This is a genomic window from Pigmentibacter ruber, from assembly GCF_009792895.1.
Lineage (GTDB): Bacteria > Bdellovibrionota_B > Oligoflexia > Silvanigrellales > Silvanigrellaceae > Silvanigrella > Silvanigrella rubra.
This window is the reverse complement of sequence record NZ_WSSC01000002.1, coordinates 49,835-68,779: the sequence shown is the minus strand read 5'-3', so window position 1 is coordinate 68,779 and position 18,945 is coordinate 49,835. Positions and strand designations below refer to the sequence as shown.

23 protein-coding genes are annotated in these 18,945 nt (G+C 40.4%); all 23 read left to right on the top strand.

Annotated elements, in window-relative coordinates:
- Positions 1–186 precede the first annotated feature (186 nt).
- The 23 genes from rpoB (at position 187) to secY (ending at position 18,936) form a co-directional block, all read left to right on the top strand.
- Positions 187–4,362 carry a DNA-directed RNA polymerase subunit beta gene (rpoB, locus tag GOY08_RS06755; protein WP_158998134.1) on the top strand — a complete coding sequence of 1,392 codons (4,176 nt, stop codon included), beginning with the start codon at positions 187–189 and terminating at the stop codon, positions 4,360–4,362.
- Between the two features lie 24 nt (positions 4,363–4,386).
- Entirely contained in the window at positions 4,387–8,574 is a 4,188-nt protein-coding gene (rpoC, locus tag GOY08_RS06750; protein WP_158998574.1) for a DNA-directed RNA polymerase subunit beta', read from the top strand.
- 124 nt (positions 8,575–8,698) lie between these two features.
- Complete coding sequence (gene rpsJ / locus GOY08_RS06745) at positions 8,699–9,010, top strand: 30S ribosomal protein S10 (RefSeq protein WP_130610705.1); 312 nt, start codon at positions 8,699–8,701, stop codon at positions 9,008–9,010.
- A gap of 100 nt (positions 9,011–9,110) precedes the next feature.
- Positions 9,111–9,662, top strand: coding sequence for a 50S ribosomal protein L3 (gene rplC, locus GOY08_RS06740; protein WP_158998133.1), 552 nt, complete (start codon positions 9,111–9,113; stop codon positions 9,660–9,662).
- A 16-nt stretch (positions 9,663–9,678) separates the two neighbouring features.
- Positions 9,679–10,275, top strand: coding sequence for a 50S ribosomal protein L4 (rplD, locus tag GOY08_RS06735; protein WP_158998132.1), 597 nt, complete (start codon positions 9,679–9,681; stop codon positions 10,273–10,275).
- A gap of 16 nt (positions 10,276–10,291) precedes the next feature.
- Positions 10,292–10,624, top strand: coding sequence for a 50S ribosomal protein L23 (locus GOY08_RS06730; RefSeq protein ID WP_158998131.1), 333 nt, complete (start codon positions 10,292–10,294; stop codon positions 10,622–10,624).
- 74 nt (positions 10,625–10,698) lie between these two features.
- Positions 10,699–11,526, top strand: a complete 828-nt coding sequence (gene rplB, locus GOY08_RS06725; protein WP_158998130.1) for a 50S ribosomal protein L2 — start codon at positions 10,699–10,701, stop codon at positions 11,524–11,526.
- Between the two features lie 26 nt (positions 11,527–11,552).
- Positions 11,553–11,828: a 30S ribosomal protein S19 gene (rpsS, locus tag GOY08_RS06720; RefSeq protein ID WP_158998129.1), complete on the top strand. Its 276-nt coding sequence runs from the start codon at positions 11,553–11,555 to the stop codon at positions 11,826–11,828.
- 10 nt (positions 11,829–11,838) lie between these two features.
- Complete coding sequence (locus GOY08_RS15735; protein ID WP_158998128.1) at positions 11,839–12,162, top strand: large ribosomal subunit protein uL22; 324 nt, start codon at positions 11,839–11,841, stop codon at positions 12,160–12,162.
- A gap of 14 nt (positions 12,163–12,176) precedes the next feature.
- On the top strand, positions 12,177–12,866 hold the full coding sequence (gene rpsC / locus GOY08_RS06710) for a 30S ribosomal protein S3 (RefSeq protein ID WP_158998127.1): 690 nt from the start codon (positions 12,177–12,179) through the stop codon (positions 12,864–12,866).
- 6 nt (positions 12,867–12,872) lie between these two features.
- A complete protein-coding gene (gene rplP / locus GOY08_RS06705; protein ID WP_158998126.1) occupies positions 12,873–13,301 on the top strand; it encodes a 50S ribosomal protein L16 in 429 nt (142 codons plus the stop codon).
- Positions 13,298–13,492, top strand: coding sequence for a hypothetical protein (locus GOY08_RS06700; RefSeq protein WP_158998125.1), 195 nt, complete (start codon positions 13,298–13,300; stop codon positions 13,490–13,492). Before rplP ends, GOY08_RS06700 begins: the two co-directional genes overlap by 4 nt.
- A 13-nt stretch (positions 13,493–13,505) precedes the next feature.
- Entirely contained in the window at positions 13,506–13,769 is a 264-nt protein-coding gene (gene rpsQ / locus GOY08_RS06695) for a 30S ribosomal protein S17 (RefSeq protein WP_158998124.1), read from the top strand.
- A gap of 63 nt (positions 13,770–13,832) precedes the next feature.
- Positions 13,833–14,210 carry a 50S ribosomal protein L14 gene (gene rplN, locus GOY08_RS06690; RefSeq protein WP_148698254.1) on the top strand — a complete coding sequence of 126 codons (378 nt, stop codon included), beginning with the start codon at positions 13,833–13,835 and terminating at the stop codon, positions 14,208–14,210.
- A gap of 102 nt (positions 14,211–14,312) precedes the next feature.
- Positions 14,313–14,855 (top strand): 50S ribosomal protein L5, encoded by a 543-nt coding sequence (rplE, locus tag GOY08_RS06685; RefSeq protein ID WP_407947665.1) that lies wholly within the window; start codon positions 14,313–14,315, stop codon positions 14,853–14,855.
- An 11-nt stretch (positions 14,856–14,866) separates the two neighbouring features.
- Complete coding sequence (locus GOY08_RS06680; protein WP_158998123.1) at positions 14,867–15,052, top strand: type Z 30S ribosomal protein S14; 186 nt, start codon at positions 14,867–14,869, stop codon at positions 15,050–15,052.
- An 11-nt stretch (positions 15,053–15,063) separates the two neighbouring features.
- A complete protein-coding gene (gene rpsH, locus GOY08_RS06675; RefSeq protein WP_158998122.1) occupies positions 15,064–15,462 on the top strand; it encodes a 30S ribosomal protein S8 in 399 nt (132 codons plus the stop codon).
- Positions 15,463–15,487: 25 nt separating this feature from the next.
- Positions 15,488–16,027 carry a 50S ribosomal protein L6 gene (gene rplF, locus GOY08_RS06670; protein ID WP_158998121.1) on the top strand — a complete coding sequence of 180 codons (540 nt, stop codon included), beginning with the start codon at positions 15,488–15,490 and terminating at the stop codon, positions 16,025–16,027.
- A 60-nt stretch (positions 16,028–16,087) separates the two neighbouring features.
- Positions 16,088–16,450: a 50S ribosomal protein L18 gene (rplR, locus tag GOY08_RS06665; protein WP_158998120.1), complete on the top strand. Its 363-nt coding sequence runs from the start codon at positions 16,088–16,090 to the stop codon at positions 16,448–16,450.
- Positions 16,451–16,486: 36 nt separating this feature from the next.
- Positions 16,487–16,963, top strand: a complete 477-nt coding sequence (rpsE, locus tag GOY08_RS06660; protein ID WP_158998572.1) for a 30S ribosomal protein S5 — start codon at positions 16,487–16,489, stop codon at positions 16,961–16,963.
- Between the two features lie 44 nt (positions 16,964–17,007).
- On the top strand, positions 17,008–17,175 hold the full coding sequence (rpmD, locus tag GOY08_RS06655; RefSeq protein WP_407947660.1) for a 50S ribosomal protein L30: 168 nt from the start codon (positions 17,008–17,010) through the stop codon (positions 17,173–17,175).
- An 11-nt stretch (positions 17,176–17,186) separates the two neighbouring features.
- A complete protein-coding gene (gene rplO / locus GOY08_RS06650) occupies positions 17,187–17,606 on the top strand; it encodes a 50S ribosomal protein L15 (RefSeq protein ID WP_158998118.1) in 420 nt (139 codons plus the stop codon).
- A gap of 7 nt (positions 17,607–17,613) precedes the next feature.
- The gene (secY, locus tag GOY08_RS06645) at positions 17,614–18,936 is read left to right on the top strand and encodes a preprotein translocase subunit SecY (RefSeq protein WP_158998117.1); all 1,323 of its coding nucleotides are present in this window, start codon (positions 17,614–17,616) and stop codon (positions 18,934–18,936) included.
- Positions 18,937–18,945 lie beyond the last annotated feature (9 nt).

The window sequence follows — 18,945 nt, the reverse complement described above, 5'->3', positions numbered from 1 at the left end:
CTTCTTCAGTTTTGTTTGCTTAAGAGTCAAGCTATTGAACAACTTGTTCTATGGCTTGACTTTTGCTGTTGTGCTAATATTGTGAGCTTTGTTCTGTTCACGTATGGTATCCCATGTGAATAACGCCACAAGTCATTTAGCTATTTTATATTAGCATCCTTTCTTTTTTTACGCAGAGGACTCAATATGGCCAATCTGGCATCTAGCTTCGTCCGTCACCGTCGTTCTTTTGCTAAAGTAAAACCTATCATTGGAATGCCAAATCTAATTGACATTCAAAAGAAGTCGTACGCTGAATTCCTTCAAGGAACAGATTCTGCTGACTCTCGCATTGAAGCGGGTCTTCAAGGTGTGTTCAAAAGTGTATTTCCCGTTCAAGATTTTGATGCAACAGCTTCTGTTGAATTTGTCAGTTATTCCTTAGATGAACCTAAATACACTGTTGAAGAGTGTCGTTCAAAAGGCATGACTTATGCAGCTCCTGTTAAAGTTCTTATCCGCCTCATTATTTGGGACGTAGATCATGAAACAGGTGTGAAATCCATTCGTGGTTTCAAAGAGCAAGAGGTTTACTTTGGTGAAATTCCTCTTATGACCCAAAATGGTACGTTTATCATCAATGGTACTGAACGTGTTGTTGTATCCCAATTACATCGTTCTCCTGGTGTATTCTTCGACCATGACAAAGGTAAAACTCTATCATCCGGAAAATTTCTATATAATGCAAGAATTATTCCATACCGTGGATCATGGTTAGATTTTGAATTTGACACTAAAGATATTCTTTATTGCCGAATAGATCGCCGTAGAAAAATGCCTGCTACAGTTCTTTTAAAAGCACTTGGCTATACAACGGAAGAATTGCTTGGCACTTTTTATGAGTGCGAAACAATTATCAACCGTGAAGGACAATTCTATCGTAAAGTTGATCTAGATCGTTTACGTGGGCAACGTGCTTCAAGTGATATTATGGACCCTAAAAATCCTAATAATACTCTTGTAAAACGGAACCGGAAAATTACTGCTTTACATATCAAACAATTAAAAGCAGCTGGAGTAGAAGAACTTCATTTCCCACAAGAAGAACTTGTTGGAAAAATCATTGGTCAAGACATTATTGACGAAGATACAGGTGAAGTTTTATTTCCAATTAATACTGATATCTCAGAAAAAATTCTTGATGCTATCATGTTAAAAGGTATTTCTAAATTCCAAATCTTATTTATTGATGATCTAAACGTTGATTCTTCTTTCCGTGATACATTAATGGTTGATAAGACTGTTAATACTGAAGAAGCATTGTTAGAAATTTATCGTAGAATGCGTCCAGGAGATCCTCCGACATTAGAAAACGCAAGTAATCTTTTCCAAAATTTATTTTTTGAAAAAGATAGATACGATCTTTCTCGTGTGGGTCGCTTAAAATTAAATGAAAAACTCGATTTAAATAATATTGATATTGACTATCGTACTTTAACTCGTGAAGACATAATTGGTACAGTTAAGCGCTTACTAGATGTTCGTAGTGGCAAAATTAAAGTTGACGATATCGACCATCTTGGCAACCGTCGCGTGCGTGCTGTTGGTGAATTATTAGAAAATCAATATCGCATTGGTTTAACAAGAATTGAGCGCGCAATTAAAGAAAGACTTCAATTACAAGATTTAGACAGCCTTATGCCGCATGATCTTGTAAATGCAAAACCGGTTACTGCTGTTGTGAAAGAATTTTTTGGTTCTTCACAATTAAGTCAGTTTATGGATCAAACCAATCCGCTTGCTGAAGTTTATCACAAACGTCGTTTATCTGCTCTTGGGCCTGGTGGTCTTTCACGTGAAAGAGCTGGTTTTGAGGTTCGTGACGTTCACCCAACTCACTATGGTCGTATTTGTCCTATTGAAACCCCCGAAGGTCCAAACATTGGTCTTATTGTTTCTTTAGCTTCATTTGCCCAAGTAAACAAATATGGATTCATTGAAACTCCATATCGTACAGTGGTCGATCGCTCACCAACAGATGAAGTGCGTTATTATTCTTCGACAGATGAATGGCGTGATCATGTGATTGCACAAGCACGTATCAAAGCAGATGCTGAAAATAAAATAAACTCAAATGAGCTACTAAATGCGCGTAGCTCAGGTGAAACAAATATCTATACAGCTGAAGAAGTTGACTTAATGGATGTGGCTACAAACCAAGCGGTTTCTGTCGCTGCTTCCCTAATTCCTTTCCTTCAAAATGACGACGCGCACCGTGCCCTCATGGGTGCCAACATGCAACGCCAAGGTCTTCCTTTGTTGCGCACAAAAGCACCATTAGTCGGTACTGGAATGGAAAGAACCGTTGCGGCTGACTCTGGTGTGACTGTTGTTGCAAAACGTGCAGGTACAGTTATCTCTGTGGATGCTGAACGTGTTGTTATTAAAGCAAATGAAGTTTCATCAGACATTACTGAAGTGGCTTCTGAAGTTGATATTTATACTTTAGTTAAATTTACTCGTTCTAACGTTGATACCTGTGTAAACCAAAAACCTATTGTTAAAGTAGGCGATAAAGTTGAAAAGGGTGATATTATTGCAGATGGTTTCGCTACAGAAATGGGCGAACTTGCACTTGGACAAAACGTTGTTGTCGCATTCCTTCCATGGAATGGTTACAACTACGAAGACGGTATTGTTGTTTCTGAACGGGTTGTACGTGAAGATCTATACACTTCTGTTTATATCCAAGAATTTGAATGCATCAGCCGTGATACAAAATTAGGAAAAGAAGAAATCACTTCTGATATTCCAAATGTTAGTGACGAATCATTAAAAGATTTAGACGACGCAGGTGTCGTTCGCATTGGTGCAGAAGTGAAACCAGGCGACATACTTGTTGGTAAATTAACTCCAAAAGCAGAAACTCAATTGACACCAGAAGAAAAACTTCTACGTGCCATCTTTGGAGAAAAAGCTGCTGACGTCCGCGATACTTCCTTGCGAGTTCCACCAGGAGTGCAAGGTACAGTTATCGGAGCGAAAGTATTCTCCCGTGAAGGTGCTGAACTCGATAGCCGTATGATCCAAGTTCAAGAGCAAGAAATTGCAAAATTGAAAAAGGATGAACGCGATCGTATTCAAATTATCCGCAAGTCAACTGTTGAAAAGTTAGAAACTCTTTTTGTTCATGAAGTTGCTGCAGTTAGTTTTGAAACAAAACAAGATGGGCACACTTTTAAGGTTTCTTCAGGAGAAAAAATTCCAAAAGAAGCTTTTGCTGGAATGTCTATTGAACAAATTAAATCCTTAGAATTAGTTAGTTCAGATAAAAGCGCACAGCTTGCAAAAATTAAAAAATCCATGAACGAGAAAATCGCTCTCGTACGCGAAATGACAGAAGCACAAATTGCACGTGCAAAACGTGGTGATGAATTGCCTCCTGGCGTTATCAAAATGGTAAAAGTCTATGTGGCTATTAAACGTCGTTTACAAGTGGGTGATAAACTTGCAGGTCGTCACGGTAACAAAGGGGTTATTTCCAAAATTGTTCCTGTTGAAGACATGCCATATCTTGAAAACGGACAACCAGTAGATATCGTATTGAGCCCTCTTGGGGTTCCATCTCGTATGAATATCGGCCAGATTATGGAAACACACTTTGGCTGGGCAGCGCGTGGTATTGGTTTAAAAATAAATGATATGCTTGATAAAGCAGCGCCTCGTGCAGAACTTGAAGACTACATCTGCAAAGTTTGGGATGACTCATCCGTGCATGAATTTGTGAAATCATGTTCTAATGAAGAATTACGCCAATTTGTGCGCAAGTACAAAGAAGGTGTGACACTTTCAAATCCAGTGTTTGATGGTGCAGAAGAAGAAGAAATCTTTAAATATCTTGAACTAGCTGATCTCGATCGCTCAGGACAGGTAACACTCTATGATGGACGCACAGGTGAAAAATTCAACCGTCCTGTAACAGTTGGAGTTATGTATGTTCTTCGCCTTCATCACCTTGTTGATGAAAAAATTCACGCTCGTTCTATTGGACCATACAGTTTGGTTACACAACAACCTCTCGGTGGTAAGGCTCAATTTGGTGGCCAAAGACTCGGGGAAATGGAAGTTTGGGCAATGGAAGCGTATGGAGCTGCCTATACTCTTCAAGAGTTCTTAACTGTGAAATCAGATGATATCGCAGGTCGTACAAAGATGTACGAAGCAGTTGTAAAGGGTGAGAACATGATGCTTCCTGGTTTACCAGAATCATTCAACGTTCTTGTCAAAGAAATGCAATCGCTTGCATTGGATGTAAGCCTTATTCGCGATGAAAATGAAATCAGTTTGGATGATCTTCAACGCGATGTCCGTGAAATCCAATAACACCGAAGGAGTTTAAGCATGAATATGAATGAAGGTTCCAAAGATGTTTACAGTTTCTTCGAAAAACCTGTAGATCCTTTGAGTTTTAGTGCAGTTAAAATTGGTTTAGCTTCTCCAGAGCGCATCAGAAGTTGGTCATATGGTGAAGTAAAAAAACCTGAAACAATCAACTACAGAACATTTAAGCCAGAACGTGACGGATTATTTTGTGGAAAAATATTCGGCCCAGTTCGTGACTTTGAATGTATTTGTGGAAAATATAAAAGAAAAAAACACCGCGGTACTGTGTGTGAAAAATGCGGTGTCGAGGTTATTGAAAGTAAAGTAAGACGTGAACGCTTAGGGCACATCAACCTTGCTAGCCCAGTAGCACACATCTGGTTCTTAAAAAGTTTGCCATCTCGTATTGGTTGCGTTGTAGACATTTCTTTGAAAGACCTTGAAAAAGTTCTTTATTGTGAATCCTACATCGTTCTTGATCCAGGTTCTTCTGATCTTAAAAAACATGAACTTATTTCAGAAGAACGCTTTGCAGCCAAAATTCGTGAATTAGGTAACAACGCATTTCGAGTTGGTATTGGTGCTGACGCATTATTAGAAATGCTTCAATCAGTAGATGTATTTGAACTATCAGAACAACTTAAAGAGTCTTTGTTAAATACAACTTCAGATGCGCAAAGTAAAAAACTTATCAAGCGCTTAAAGGTTGTTGGTGCCTTCACTATGAGTGATAACCGTCCTGAATGGATGATGTTATCTGTTATTCCAGTGTTGCCACCAGATCTTCGTCCTTTGGTTCCATTGGACGGCGGCCGTTTTGCAACTTCAGACTTAAATGATTTATACCGTCGTGTAATCAACCGGAACAATCGTTTATTACGACTCATAGAATTAAATGCACCTGAAATTATCGTGCGTAACGAAAAAAGAATGTTGCAGGAAGCTATCGATGCGCTTTTTGACAATGGCCGCCGTGGAAAAGTTTTCACAGGCCCGAATAAACGTCCTCTGCGCTCTTTATCAGATATGCTTAAAGGAAAAAGCGGTCGTTTCCGTCAAAACCTTCTTGGAAAACGTGTGGACTATTCCGGCCGTTCCGTAATTGTTGCCGGTCCAGAACTACGCTTGCACCAATGTGGTTTGCCTAAATTAATGGCTCTTGAAATGTTCAAACCTTTTCTATTCAACAAACTTGAAGAAAGAGGTTATGTTTCAACCATTAAGAGTGCGAAAAAAATGGTGGAAAAGGAACGTCCAGAAGTTTGGGACTTACTAGAAGAATGCACAAAAGAACATCCTGTTCTTTTAAACCGTGCGCCTACTCTTCACCGTTTAGGTATTCAGGCTTTTGAACCTGTATTAATTGAAGGAAAAGCAATCCAATTGCACCCTCTGGTTTGTCAGGCATTTAACGCCGACTTCGACGGGGATACAATGTGCGTGCACGTTCCCCTTAGCTTAGAAGCTCAAATTGAAGCTCGTGTGCTTATGATGTCGACAAATAACATTCTGTCACCTCAGCATGGTACACCGATTATCGAGCCGCGGAAGGATATCGTTCTTGGCCTTTATTATTTAACTCGCGAAAACATCACATTACGTGGTGATAGTATGAAATTTTCAAGCCTAGATGAAGTCCGTGCGGCTTTCGACCATGGTTTTGTTGAACTTCATACACGAATTTTTGTGCGTTTAAATCATGGTGACAAAGAACTTATTCAAACCACTGTTGGACGTTGTATATTAAAAGAAGTAATTCCTGAAAGAGTTCCTTTCTTCAAAAAGTTTAATAAAGCACTGGATCAAAAAGCTTTAGCTGTATTGGTTAACGATACTTACCGTCTTTGCGGTGCTAAAGAAACAGTTTTACTTGCAGATGCTCTACGTGAATTAGGTTATCGTTATGCAACAGAATCAGGTATCTCTATTGCAATTAAAGATATGATGATTCCTAAAGAAAAATCTAAGTTACTAGATGAAGCATACAATGAAGTAAAAGAAGTTCGCGAACAATATGCGGAAGGTCTTATTACAGAAGGAGAACGTCATAATAAAGTAATTGATATTTGGTCACGAGTTCAAGATGAAATCACAGTAAAAATGTTGAAACAACTTGAAACTCAAAAAGCGATTAACCAAAAAGGTGAAGCTGTTCAAATTCAATCATTCAACTCTTTATATATGATGGCAGACTCTGGAGCCCGTGGTTCTAAACAACAAATGCGTCAGCTTGCTGGTATGAAGGGTCTTGTGGCGAAAGCAACAGGTGAAATTATTGAAACTCCTGTGACATCTAATTTACGTGAAGGTTTCACAATTCTTCAATACTTCATCAACACTCACGGTGCACGTAAGGGTCTTGCAGATACAGCTCTTAAAACGGCTTCTTCTGGTTACCTTACTCGTCAGTTGGTTGATGTCGCCCAAGATACAATCATTTCAGAAACAGACTGCGGTACCTTAGATGGTGTTGAAGTTACTTCTGTTGTTGAAGGTGGTGAAGTTATTCAAAGAGTTGGTGCTAGAACACTAGGTAGAACTTCTCTTTATGATATTAAAAACCGTGCCACTGGTGAAGTAATCGTAAAAGCAAATGAAGAAATTAATGAAGAGGCTGTAACTCGCTTAGATGTTGCTAAAATTGACCGTGTCTATGTTCGTTCCGTTTTAACTTGCCGTACTCGTCGTGGAGTTTGCGCAAAATGTTACGGTCGTGACTTGGCGACAGGTAATTTAGTTAACGTTGGTGAAGCAGTTGGTGTTATTGCCGCTCAATCTATTGGTGAACCTGGTACACAGTTGACAATGCGTACATTCCACTCTGGTGGTACAGCTACAACGCAATCGCAAGCTTCTTCATATGAAGCTAAGGTTGAGGGTACTGTTCAACTATTAAATGTAAGCTTAGTGAAAGGCCGCAACGAATGGGATACTGCAATGGGAAGAAACGGTGAAGTCATCGTTTATGACCTTGATGGTATTGAACGCGATCGCCACTCTATTCCATATGGCTCAAAAGTCTTCATTAAAGACGGGGCTAACGTTAAAGTTGGTACTATGCTAATTGAATGGGACCCTCACTCAGTTGTTATTGTTTCCGAGGTTTCAGGTAAGGTTAAATTCCAAGACCTTTTTGAAGGTATCTCAGTTGAAGAACGCACTGATGAAGTTACAGGTTTAACCCGTCGTGTTGTGATTGAAAACAAAGATACTAAAATTAAACCAGCTATTGTTGTTACAGATGGTTCAGGAACTGCTATTCGTATTACTGAAACTCGTGATGCTCGCTATCCTCTACCAAGTGGTGCGACTATCATGTTTGCTGATAATGACAATGTGTATCCTGGTGATGTTCTTGCGAAAATCCCACGTGAACAAGCTAAAACAAAAGATATTACAGGTGGGTTACCGAGAGTTGCTGAGTTGTTTCTAGCCCAAAAACGTAGAACATTTGCAATTATTTCTGAAATAGATGGATTTGTTTCTTTTGGTGCAGACATCAAAGGCAAAAGAAGAGTTGTCGTTACTCCAGAAATGGGTGGCGGTGATAGCCGTGAATATCTTATTCCAAAAGGTCGCCACGTCGTTGTTACTGAAGGTGATTTCATTCGTGCAGGTGAACCTCTTGTTGATGGTCCATTAAACCCACACGATATTTTAAAAGTTTTAGGTGAAAAAGCCTTAGCTAGTTACCTTGTTTCTGAAATACAGGCTGTGTATAAGCTGCAAGGTGTGAATATCGACGATAAACACATTGAAATTATTGTGAAACAAATGCTTCGCCGTGTAAGAATTAAAGATCCTGGAGATACTGAGTTCTTACCAGCTGCACAGGTAGAAAAATGGACTTTTGAAGAGCAAAATGAATTAGCAATTCAAAGAGGTGCTCGTCCTGCAACTGCAGAACCTTTATTGCTTGGTATTGCAAGAGCTGCTTCCTCTACAGAATCCTTTATTTCCGCAGCTTCTTTCCAAGAAACCACACGGGTTCTTACCGAAGCAGCACTTGCTGGTAGGAAAGACTTATTACGCGGTCTAAAAGAAAACGTAATTATGGGTCGCCTCATTCCAGCAGGAACAGGTGTTAACTTTTACAATAATCTTGAAATGTTTGTTGAAGGCCAAAGCCTTGATGCCGAAGCCATTATTGAAGCCTCAATTCCGCAGGTTGTTGCTCGCCTAGGATCTGGTTCTCATCATCAAATGCGATAATTTTTAGGGTAGGTATTCTATCTACCCTAATACTTACTTATTGCTATAATTTTACAATTTTTGCTTGACAATGGGCGTTATTCTACGTTACGAATCGACGCCCAACGGTTTGGAGTGTAATTCAATGGAAAGCCAAAAAATCCGTATTCGTCTTAAAGGCTATGATGTTTCTCTGGTTGATCAGAGCGTAGCGCAGATTATTAACAAGGCAAAAGGAACTGGAGCAAAAATTGCTGGACCAGTGCCAATGCCTACTATCATTAACCGTTATACAGTGTTGAGATCACCTCACGTTGATAAAAAATCTCGTGAGCAATTTGAAATCCGCACACACCGTCGTCTTATCGACCTTCTAGAGCCAAAACAACAAACTGTTGATGGACTTATGAAGCTTGATTTAGCGGCTGGTGTAGATGTAGAAATCAATCTCTACTAAAACCGGTTTTTTATTTTTTAACAAACTTCTACTTTCATGTAGAAGGATTAACAACAAGCTGGCGCTGTAATTTATTGCATCCAGCAGGAGTTAAAGTCATATGGTACGTTATGCTTTTAGCAAAATTGGCATGACTAGCACGTTTACAACTAATGGCTCTGCCCAAGGTGTAACCGTTCTAAAAATGCAGCCAGCTAAAGTTCTAAGACACGAAACTTTGGAAAATGGCAAAGTCGTTGTTGTTGTTGAGTACGACACAGGCCACAAAAACAAACTTGTACGTGGTTGGGTTGTCGACAATCCTGCCGAATATCAAGTAGGCTCACCTCTTAAAGCACCTTCTCTCAATGCAGGACAAAAATTAAAAATTACTGGATTTTCAAAAGGTCGTGGTTTTCAAGACGCGATGACTCGTCACGGTTTTGGTGGCGGTCCAGCAAGCCATGGTAGCCGTTTCCACAGATCCCCTGGTTCTGTAGGTATGCGTGCTGAACCTGGTCGTGTTATGAAGGGCAAAAAAATGCCTGGCCAAGACGGTAATGTGCAAGTAACTCTCCGCAATGTTCAGGTTGCTTACTGGTCAACTGAGGAATCAGTTATGGCTATTGTAGGCGGTGTGCCTGGTGCTCGCGGCGGCATAGTATTTGTTTAAGGGGAAGGGATAGCAAATGTTGTCTAAAATTGAAGCCCTACCTGAGAGTTTGGTGAGCTATGCTGACCGTAATAAAGGCACTCTCTGGCAGGTAATTAAGGCTTACAGAGCCAACCAAAGACAAGGAACTGTTGGCGTGAAAACACGTGCAATGGTGAAGTCAACTGGTAAAAAGCCTTACAAACAAAAGAAAACAGGAAGCGCTCGTCGCGGTTCATTTGTTGCTCCACTCCATGTTGGTGGTGGTGTTGCTCATGGCCCTAAAGCGCGTGACTACCGTCAAGCAATCCCTACGAAAATGAGTAAGGTTGCTTTAGGTATCGCACTATCTGAGCGTGTGAAATCTGGCAAAATTTTTGTTGGCGCACTTGATTTTCCAAGTGGTAAAACAAAAGATGCAGCGTCTGCATTAAAGAATGTTGCTGATTTGTCTGGAAATACTTTGGTTTGCTTAAGCAATCCAAATGAAAATACAATTCGTGCTCTTCGCAATATCCGCGGAGTTCACCTTGTAAGTCCAGACCAAGTGAATGCATTTACTGTTCTTCAAGCACGCAGTCTTATTGCAAGTCCAGAAGCGTTCAAAGTTCTTGAATCAAGACTAGCAGACTGATTTTTGAAGAAAGGAAATGAACATGCGTTCGGATTATGTTATCAAAGGTTCAGTTTTAAGCGAAAAATCTTATGCTCTCTTAGAAAATAAGGTATACACACTTAAAGTTGATCTCAAAGCTACTAAACAAGATATCAAAACAGCTGTTAAAGATGTTTTTGGTGTTGATGTGATCAGTGTAAACACTTCTATTTTACGTGGAAGAGTTGTTCGTAAAGCGCGCTCAAGAAAAGGTGGCGCTGTTGAAGTTAAACTTCCAAATATCAAAAAAGCGTTTATTCGCTTAAAAGATGGGCAAGAACTTCCAGCTCCTGTTTTAAATGCGCCTGCTGAAGCAACAGCGGAATAATAATTCCGTTTTTTCGTATTTTTTAGTTTTATGCGCGGAAAAATCCTCGAATTATCGCGCAAGGATGAGGAACAATGGGAATCAGACAATTAAGGCCATACACGGCTACAACAAGAACACAAAGTTACATCAATTACAGAGAAGTTCTTACTACTGATACTCCTTACAAACCGCTCTTAGTGGCAAAACCAAGAAAAGCGGGTCGTAATAATACTGGTCGCATTACTGTTCGCCATCACGGTGGTGGAAATAAAGTTAAGTACCGTATTATCGACTGGAAGAGATCCCGTAAGGACGTTGAAGGTGTTGTAACTTCAGTTGAGTACGATCCAAATCGTACAGCTTTTATTTCACTTGTTAAATATGTTGACGGAGATCGTCGTTACGTTCTTGCAACTGACGGCGTTAAAGTTGGCACTAAAATTATCGCTTCTTCAGAAGCTGATATTAAAGCAGGGAACAGCTTACCGCTAAAAAGAATTCCTGCAGGTACTACAATTCACAGTGTTGAAATGCGTCCAGGTTCTGGTGCGAAACTAGTTCGTAGTGCAGGAGCTTCTGCTACTTTAGTAGGTCGTATTGAAAGATACGCTCAAATTCGTATGCCTTCTGGTGAGCTTCGCCTTATTCCAGAAGATTGCTATGCAACTATCGGAACTGTATCCAATGCTGACCATATGAATGTTTCTATTGGTAAAGCTGGTCGTAATCGTTGGAAGGGTATCCGTCCAACTGTCCGTGGTGTCGCTATGAACCCTGTTGACCATCCAATGGGTGGTGGTGAAGGTCGTACAAGTGGTGGCCGTCATCCATGTTCACCATGGGGTCAATTGGCTAAAGGTTATAAGACTCGCAAGGTTAAACCTAGCGATAAGTTTATCGTAAGCCGTCGTAAGAAATAATCGAATTGCTTAAGGGGTAAAAGCACATGTCACGTTCGTTGAAAAAGGGTCCTTTCGTTGACACCCATTTGCTAAAATTAGCAGATAAAAACAAGGGTGCTGGGAAGGTAATTAAAACTTGGAGCCGCCGTTCCACAATTATTCCAGATTTTGTTGGACTCACATTTGCAGTTCACAATGGAAAAAAATTCGTTCCTGTTTATGTGAACGAAAATATGGTTGGACACAAGCTTGGTGAATTTTCGCCAACTCGTACTTTCCATGGTCATGGTGCGGATAAAAAAGCCGCTAAGAAAAAGTAAGAGGTAATTTATGGACGCAAAAGCAACACACTATGCTGCAAAGTGTACCGCACGTAAAGCAAGATTGTTAAGACCGCTCATCATTGGCAAAACTGTTCCACAAGCAATAGCTGTTCTTTCTGTTGAAAGACGTGCTGGTTCTGTAGCGACAGTAAAGCTTATTCGCTCTGCGCTTGCACAGCTTCCTGCTAACAGTGCTGTAAATACTGTAATAAGTGACTTTGTAGTGAATGAAGGCCCTCGCCGCCGCATGTTTATGCCGCGCGCTCAGGGACGTGCAACGCCTATTTTGAAAAAGACGTCGCACTTAACTATTCGTCTTAAACTTAATTAACAGAGGGTACAACAGTGGGTCAGAAAGTACATCCAATTGGTTTGAGACTTGGGATTAACAAGACTTGGGATTCTCGTTGGTTTAGCAAACGTGAATTTGCAAAAAATCTTAATGAAGACTTGAATGTTCGCAAGTTCATATCAAAAAAATACGCAGAAGCTGGCGTTGCACGCGTTGAAATCGAACGCGCTGCTAAACAAGTTGTAGTAAAAGTTTATACAGCAAAACCTGGAAAACTTATTGGAAAACAAGGTAAAGGAATTGAACTTCTTCGTGATGAAGTAAAGACAGTTCTAAAATCTAATGACAAGTCCATCAAAGTTGATGTATTTGAAGTGAAGAATCCTGATACAAATGCTCAATTAGCTGCTTTCAACGTTGCACAGCAACTTGAAAAACGTATTTCCTTCAGAAGAGCAATGAAGAAGGTTATGCAACAAGCTATGAAAGCTGGCGGAAAAGGTATTAAAATTCGCGTTTCCGGTCGTTTAAATGGTGCAGAAATGGCTCGTACAGAGTGGTATATGGAAGGTCGCGTACCTCTTCACACTCTTCGTGCTGATATTGACTATGGTACATCTGAAGCTTTAACAACTTACGGACTCATTGGTGTTAAGGTTTGGTTATTTAAGGGTGAAGTTTTTGGAAAAACAGCTGGAAGCATGGCTGTTTCTGCTGCAAAAACTGCACGCAATGAGGAGTAATAAAACATGTTGGCTCCAAAGAAAGTTAAGTTTCGTAAATCTCACAAAGGTCGTATTAAAGGCGTTGCAGATCGTTGCAATAGCGTAGACTTTGGTGATTTTGCTCTTCAGGCAATTGAACCTGGAAAATTAGAAGCTCGTCAAATCGAAGCAAGTCGAATTGCCTTGACCCGCCATATAAAACGTGGTGGAAAAGTGTGGATTCGTGTGTTCCCAGACAAGCCTATTACTAAAAAGCCTGCTGAAACACGTATGGGTTCTGGTAAGGGTGGTTTGGATCGTTGGGTTTGTCCAATTCGTTCAGGCCGTGTGATTTTTGAAGTACAGGGTGTTCCTGCAAATCTTGCAAAAGAAGCTTTTGAGCTTGCAGCAGCTAAACTCCCATTCAAAACACGCGTAATGAGCAGAAGTGATAAGGTTTGGGAAAATCAATGAAAAAACAAAAAAAGTTTGCTGATTTAAACTCTAGTGATGCAGCTAAAAAACAAGACTCTTTAGTAAAAGAGCTTGTAAAGTTCAAAGTTTCCATGGACCCTGCTGTTATTAGCAACGCAGGTGGGATTGCTGGTTTGAGAAGAGATTTGAGAATCGTTTCTCGTAAAAAAGCACAAGCATCTGCTAAATAATTGAGGTATAAACATGGAAAACAACAATAAAATTACAAAGAATCCAATTAGAGGCCGTGTAGTAGCGATCTCTAAAGATACAAAGACTGTTAAGGTAGAAGTGCCTCGTATTGTTCCAAGCAAAACATATGGCAAACGTCTTCACCTCCATACATCTTTGTTCGCTGACACTTTTGGTGTTGCAAATATAGCAGTAGGAAAAGATGTGGATATTCTTCCTTGCCGCCGTATTTCAAAAAATAAGTCTTGGAAAGTAGTTTCTGTTGTTGCTCACTAATTCAAAAAGTAAGCAACGCAGTTAAATAGTTTCTTTTCTCTTTCTCATTTAATGGGGTGTATCGTGATTCAGCCAGAATCAATCCTGGTAGCAGCCGACAATAGCGGTGCGCGCACTCTTAACGTCATTCGAGTAATGGGCGGTTCTTTCCGTCGTTATGCTCGCGTTGGCGATTTGATTGTCGTTTCCGTAAGAGATGCTGTGCCTGGTGGGCGTGTTAAAAAAGGTGAAGTACATAAAGCAATTGTAGTTCGCTGTAAGAAAGAAGTTTCGAGAACAGATGGTTCTCGTATTCGTTTTGATGAAAATGCTGCTGTTCTTGTAAAAATTGTCAAAAATGAAAAAGAGCCAGTTGGAACCCGTATTTTTGGACCAATTGCTCGTGAATTAAGACAACGTAATTGTGGCAAGATTATCAGCTTGGCTCCGGAGGTTCTATAATCCATGGCAAGCGAAAAAAATCAAGCAGGTAAAAAACCTACTGGTGGAAGAAAAGGCGCTGATTATGGCGCAGTAGTTGTTCGTGGGGAACACACTAAAGGTGTGAAACCAAGATACATGGCAAAGTTCAGCGACAAAGTTTTACCTGAACTTAAAAAGCTTCATCCAACAAAAAATGTTATGGAGCTTCCTAAGATCGTAAAAATCGTTGTTAATACTTGCCAAGGCGAAGCTACTCAAAATATCAAAGCACTAGAAGCTGCAGCTGCTGAGCTCGAAATCATTACTGGTCAAAAAGCAGTAATTACTCGCGCTAAAAAGTCAATTGCAACTTTCAAATTACGTGCAGGAATGCCTATTGGGGCTTCTGTAACGCTTCGTAAAGAACGTATGTTCGAATTCTACGATAAACTCGTTTCTGTTGCACTACCTCGCGTACGTGACTTCCGTGGAGTTTCTTCAAATAGTTTCGATGGACGTGGCAACTACTCTCTTGGTATCCGCGAACAAATCATATTTCCTGAAATTGAAGCGGATAAAGTAGATAAAACTCGTGGTTTGAGTATCACTATTGTTACATCAGCTAAAACTGATGAAGCAGCGCGTGAACTTCTTACTCTCCTCGATATGCCGTTTAGAAAGTAAAGGGGATAGATGTGGCTCGTTTAGCAATGATTAATAAAGCAAATAAAAAAGCCAAGTTTTCTACGCGTCAACACAACCGTTGCAACCAATGCGGTCGTCCACGCGGATACTACAGAGACTTCGGTGTTTGTCGTATTTGCTTACGTAAAAATGCCCTTTCAGGACAAATTCCTGGAATGGTCAAGGCTAGTTGGTGAGGTGAAAAAATATGTACACTACTGATCCAATCGCTGATATGTTAACTCGTATCCGTAATGCTTCAACTGCAGGCTTAAAATATACTACAGTTCCAGCAAGCATTATTAAAATTGAAATTACAAAAATCTTAGAAGCAGAAGGTCTCATTCGTGGGTTCCGTCTCATCAAAGATAATGGTCAAGGCAAAATTAAAATTGCCATGAAATACACTGAAGTTGGACAACCTGTGATTCGTGGATTAACTCGCGTTTCTAAACCTGGTTGCCGTGTTTATAAAGCTGTTTCGGATCTTCCAAAGATTCGTGGTGGTCTTGGTTTCGCTATACTTACGACTCCAAAAGGTGTTCTTACAAGCAGAACTGCTCGTAAAGAAAACGTTGGTGGAGAAGTATTAGCTTATGTTTGGTAACTTTCGAGGACTTTAGGAGGCTTCTATGTCAAGAGTTGGTAAGCAGCCAATTAAAATTCCTTCGGGAGTAACCGTCAAGCTAAACGGAAATATTCTCGAAGTGAATGGCTCTAAGGGCACATTAAAGCGTGATACTTTTGGACGCGTTGCAATTGCTCAACAAAATAATGAAGTTGTGGTATCTGCTAATAAAGGCGAACACAGCTCAGCATACTGGGGACTATACAGAACCCTACTTTCCAACATGATTCAAGGTGTATCTGCTGGTTTCAGCAAGTCTCTTGAAATTCAAGGTACTGGTTACCGCGCTAGCATGGCTGGCAAAGTACTCAACCTAACTGTTGGTTATTCACATCCTGTGAATATTGACCCACCTGTAGGAATCACTTTTGAAGTTGATAAAGCAGGGAAAGTCAACATTACTGGAGTTGATAAAGAATTAGTCGGTCAAGTGGCTGCAAAAGTTCGTTCCGTGCGCCCAGCTGAACCTTACCAAGGTAAAGGTATTCGCTACGCTGGTGAAGTTATTGCAACTAAAGTTGGTAAATCAGCAGGTAAAAAATAAATTTTATCTGCTCATTAAAAGTCGAGTTTTCTGTATGTTAGCAGGAAGCCAGGAGATGTTATGTATCGTATAATTAATCGTAGAAAGATCAGGCAATTGCGTAAAATGCGCTTTTGGCGCCGCCGTTCTTCTGATTTAACAAAACCACGCCTTTGTATTTTCAAAAGCAGCCGTCATATTCAAGCTCAACTTATTGATGACAATAAAGGTACTGTTATTGCTAGCGCGAGCTCCATTGAGACAGAAATTAAATCAACGGGTCTTCGTGGCAAACCAATGGCTGTAAAAGTTGGTGGGCTTATTGCTGAGAGAGCAAAAAAGGCTGGGGTAAGTTCTGTTGTATTTGACAGAAACGGTTTCACATACCATGGGCGTATTCAGGTTCTTGCTGATTCCGCTCGTGAAGCTGGTCTTCAGTTCTAAGAACTTAACTTTATTAAGGAAAAGCAGAAAATGCAAATGAATAAAGAAGAACAGAAAAAAGATCGTTTTGAAGATCGTGTAGTTAGCGTTTCACGTGTTTCTAAAACTGTAAAAGGTGGTAGACGCATGAGCTTCTCAGCACTTGTTGTTGTGGGAGACCGTCAAGGTACTGTTGGTTACGGACTTGGCAAAGCAGCAGAAGTTCCTGAGGCTGTAAGAAAAGCTGTTGCACAAGCGAAAAAATCACTCATCACTGTTCCAATGGAAAAACAAACTATTCCATTTGTGGTGAATGCTAAATTTGGCGCAAGCCAGCTCCTTCTAAGCCCAGCTTCAGAAGGTAGCGGTATTGTTGCTGGTAGCTCCGTGCGTGCAGTTGCAGAACTTGCAGGCATTCCTAACATCATGGCTAAAATTCAAGGTAGTAGAAATCCTCATAACGTTGTGAAAGCAGCATTTAAAGGACTAAAGCAACTCTCCACTACTGAAGAATATTTAAAAGCGCGTAAATAAAGGGGAAATATTAAATGCAATCAATTCATACCCCAAAAATTAAAGTGACATTGCTACGTAGCTTTGCTGGTCGTAGCGAGTCACAGCGTAGAACCCTAGTTTCACTTGGTCTTTCTAAAATAGGTTCTTCACGGGTATTACCTAATGTGAACCCAATTCTTGGCCAGGTCAATAAGGTAATTCAATTTATCAAAGTTGAACCAGCTGAGTAAGGAGTATTAAAGTGAAAATTGAAGAACTTCGCCCAAATCCGGGTGCAAGAAAAGATAGACGTCGTCTTGGTAGAGGTCCTGGAAGTGGACTCGGTAAAACTGGTGGTCGTGGTGGAAAAGGTCAAACAGCTCGTTCTGGCTCTAGCATTCGCCCAGGTTTTGAAGGTGGACAAACTCCTCTTTATCGCCGTATTCCTAAACGTGGATTTAAAAATGCATGTGCTATTCCAGTAGAAGCTTTAAATCTTAAAGATTCAACGCCTTATATTGAAAATGGAATTTTAGATGGCTCTAGCTTCGTGGCTAAGGGCTTCGCTAAATTGCTATCAATGGGTGAAGTACCTGCAGAGCTTAAAACAGTGAAAAACTTTGTTATGTCTTCTGGAGCGCGTGAAAAGTTGCTCGCAAAAGGCGTAACCATCGAGGAGTAATCAGAGAATGCCTCAGGGAAGTGGCTGGACAGAAAATGTCCTTGTAAAGCGTTTGTTGTTTACATTGTTAGCACTTCTCGTTTTCCGCATTGGAGTGCATATACCGGTTCCTGGAATTGATGCGAAAGAGCTTGCTCTTTTTGCAAGTCAACAAGGAGCTGGGCTTCTAAAAATATTTAATATGTTTTCAGGCGGAGCGTTAAGTCACTTCTCCATTTTTAGTCTTGCCGTTATGCCTTACATATCTGCAAGTATTATCATTCAGCTGATGACAGTCGTTGTTCCTGCTTTGGAGCAAATGCAAAAAGAAGGTGGCGTAGGAAGACAAAAAATCACCCGCATTACAAGGAGTCTTTCTGTTCTTCTCGCCCTTGTGCAAGCTTATCTGCTTTCAGCAGGACTTGAAGCTTCTAGAGGACCTGATGGTGGAATGATTGTTTTGGATCCAGGGCTATCATTTAGAGTTATGGCTTGTATCCTAATGGCTGCAGGCAGTTGCTTTGTAATGTGGTTAGGTGAGCAAATCACCGACAAAGGTATAGGAAACGGTATTAGTTTACTTATCTTTGCAGGAATTGTTGCCTATTTACCATCTTCTGCAAACACAATTGTAGAAATGGTCAAACAAAACAGTGGTGCTTTATTGGGTGCTGTTGGAATTGTAGCTTTTGCGTTATTTCTTGTTTTTGCAGTTACGTTTTTTGAACAAAGTTATAGAAAAATTCCAATTCATTATGCAAAAAGACTCGTTGGAAAAAGAGTGATGTCAGCTCAGGCTACTCATCTACCTTTAAAGGTAAATATGGCTGGAATCATGGCTGCTATTTTTGCTTCGACTATTCTTGCAGTTCCTGCAACATTTCTCAGTTTTGGAAATGCGGCTGGTAATGTATGGTTAGCAGATTTTTTACCAGGTCACTGGCTCTATAACGCTGTGTTCGTTGTTCTTGGGATGTTCTTTTCCTTTTTCTATGCCTCTATTGTCTTTAAATCAGATGATGTTGCGGAAAATCTAAAGAAACAAAATGCCTATATCCCTGGTATTCGTCCAGGCAGTGAAACAGCGGAAGCGTTAGACACAGTTGTAACTCGTCTTACCTTTGCTGGTGCGATTTACATGAATCTCATTGTTGTAGTGCCTTCTTTAGTTGGCGGTACTTTTTCTCAACAGATGACGTTTGGTGGAACATCACTTTTAATCGTAGTAGGTGTTGCTCTTGAAGCTATTAGACAGGTAAGAGCACAGTTAGCTACGCAAAAGTATGATCATCTTATATTTCCATCACAAGCTCAACCAAGAGAAACGACAAGCAATGATACAAGGCTATGAAGCAGGGTT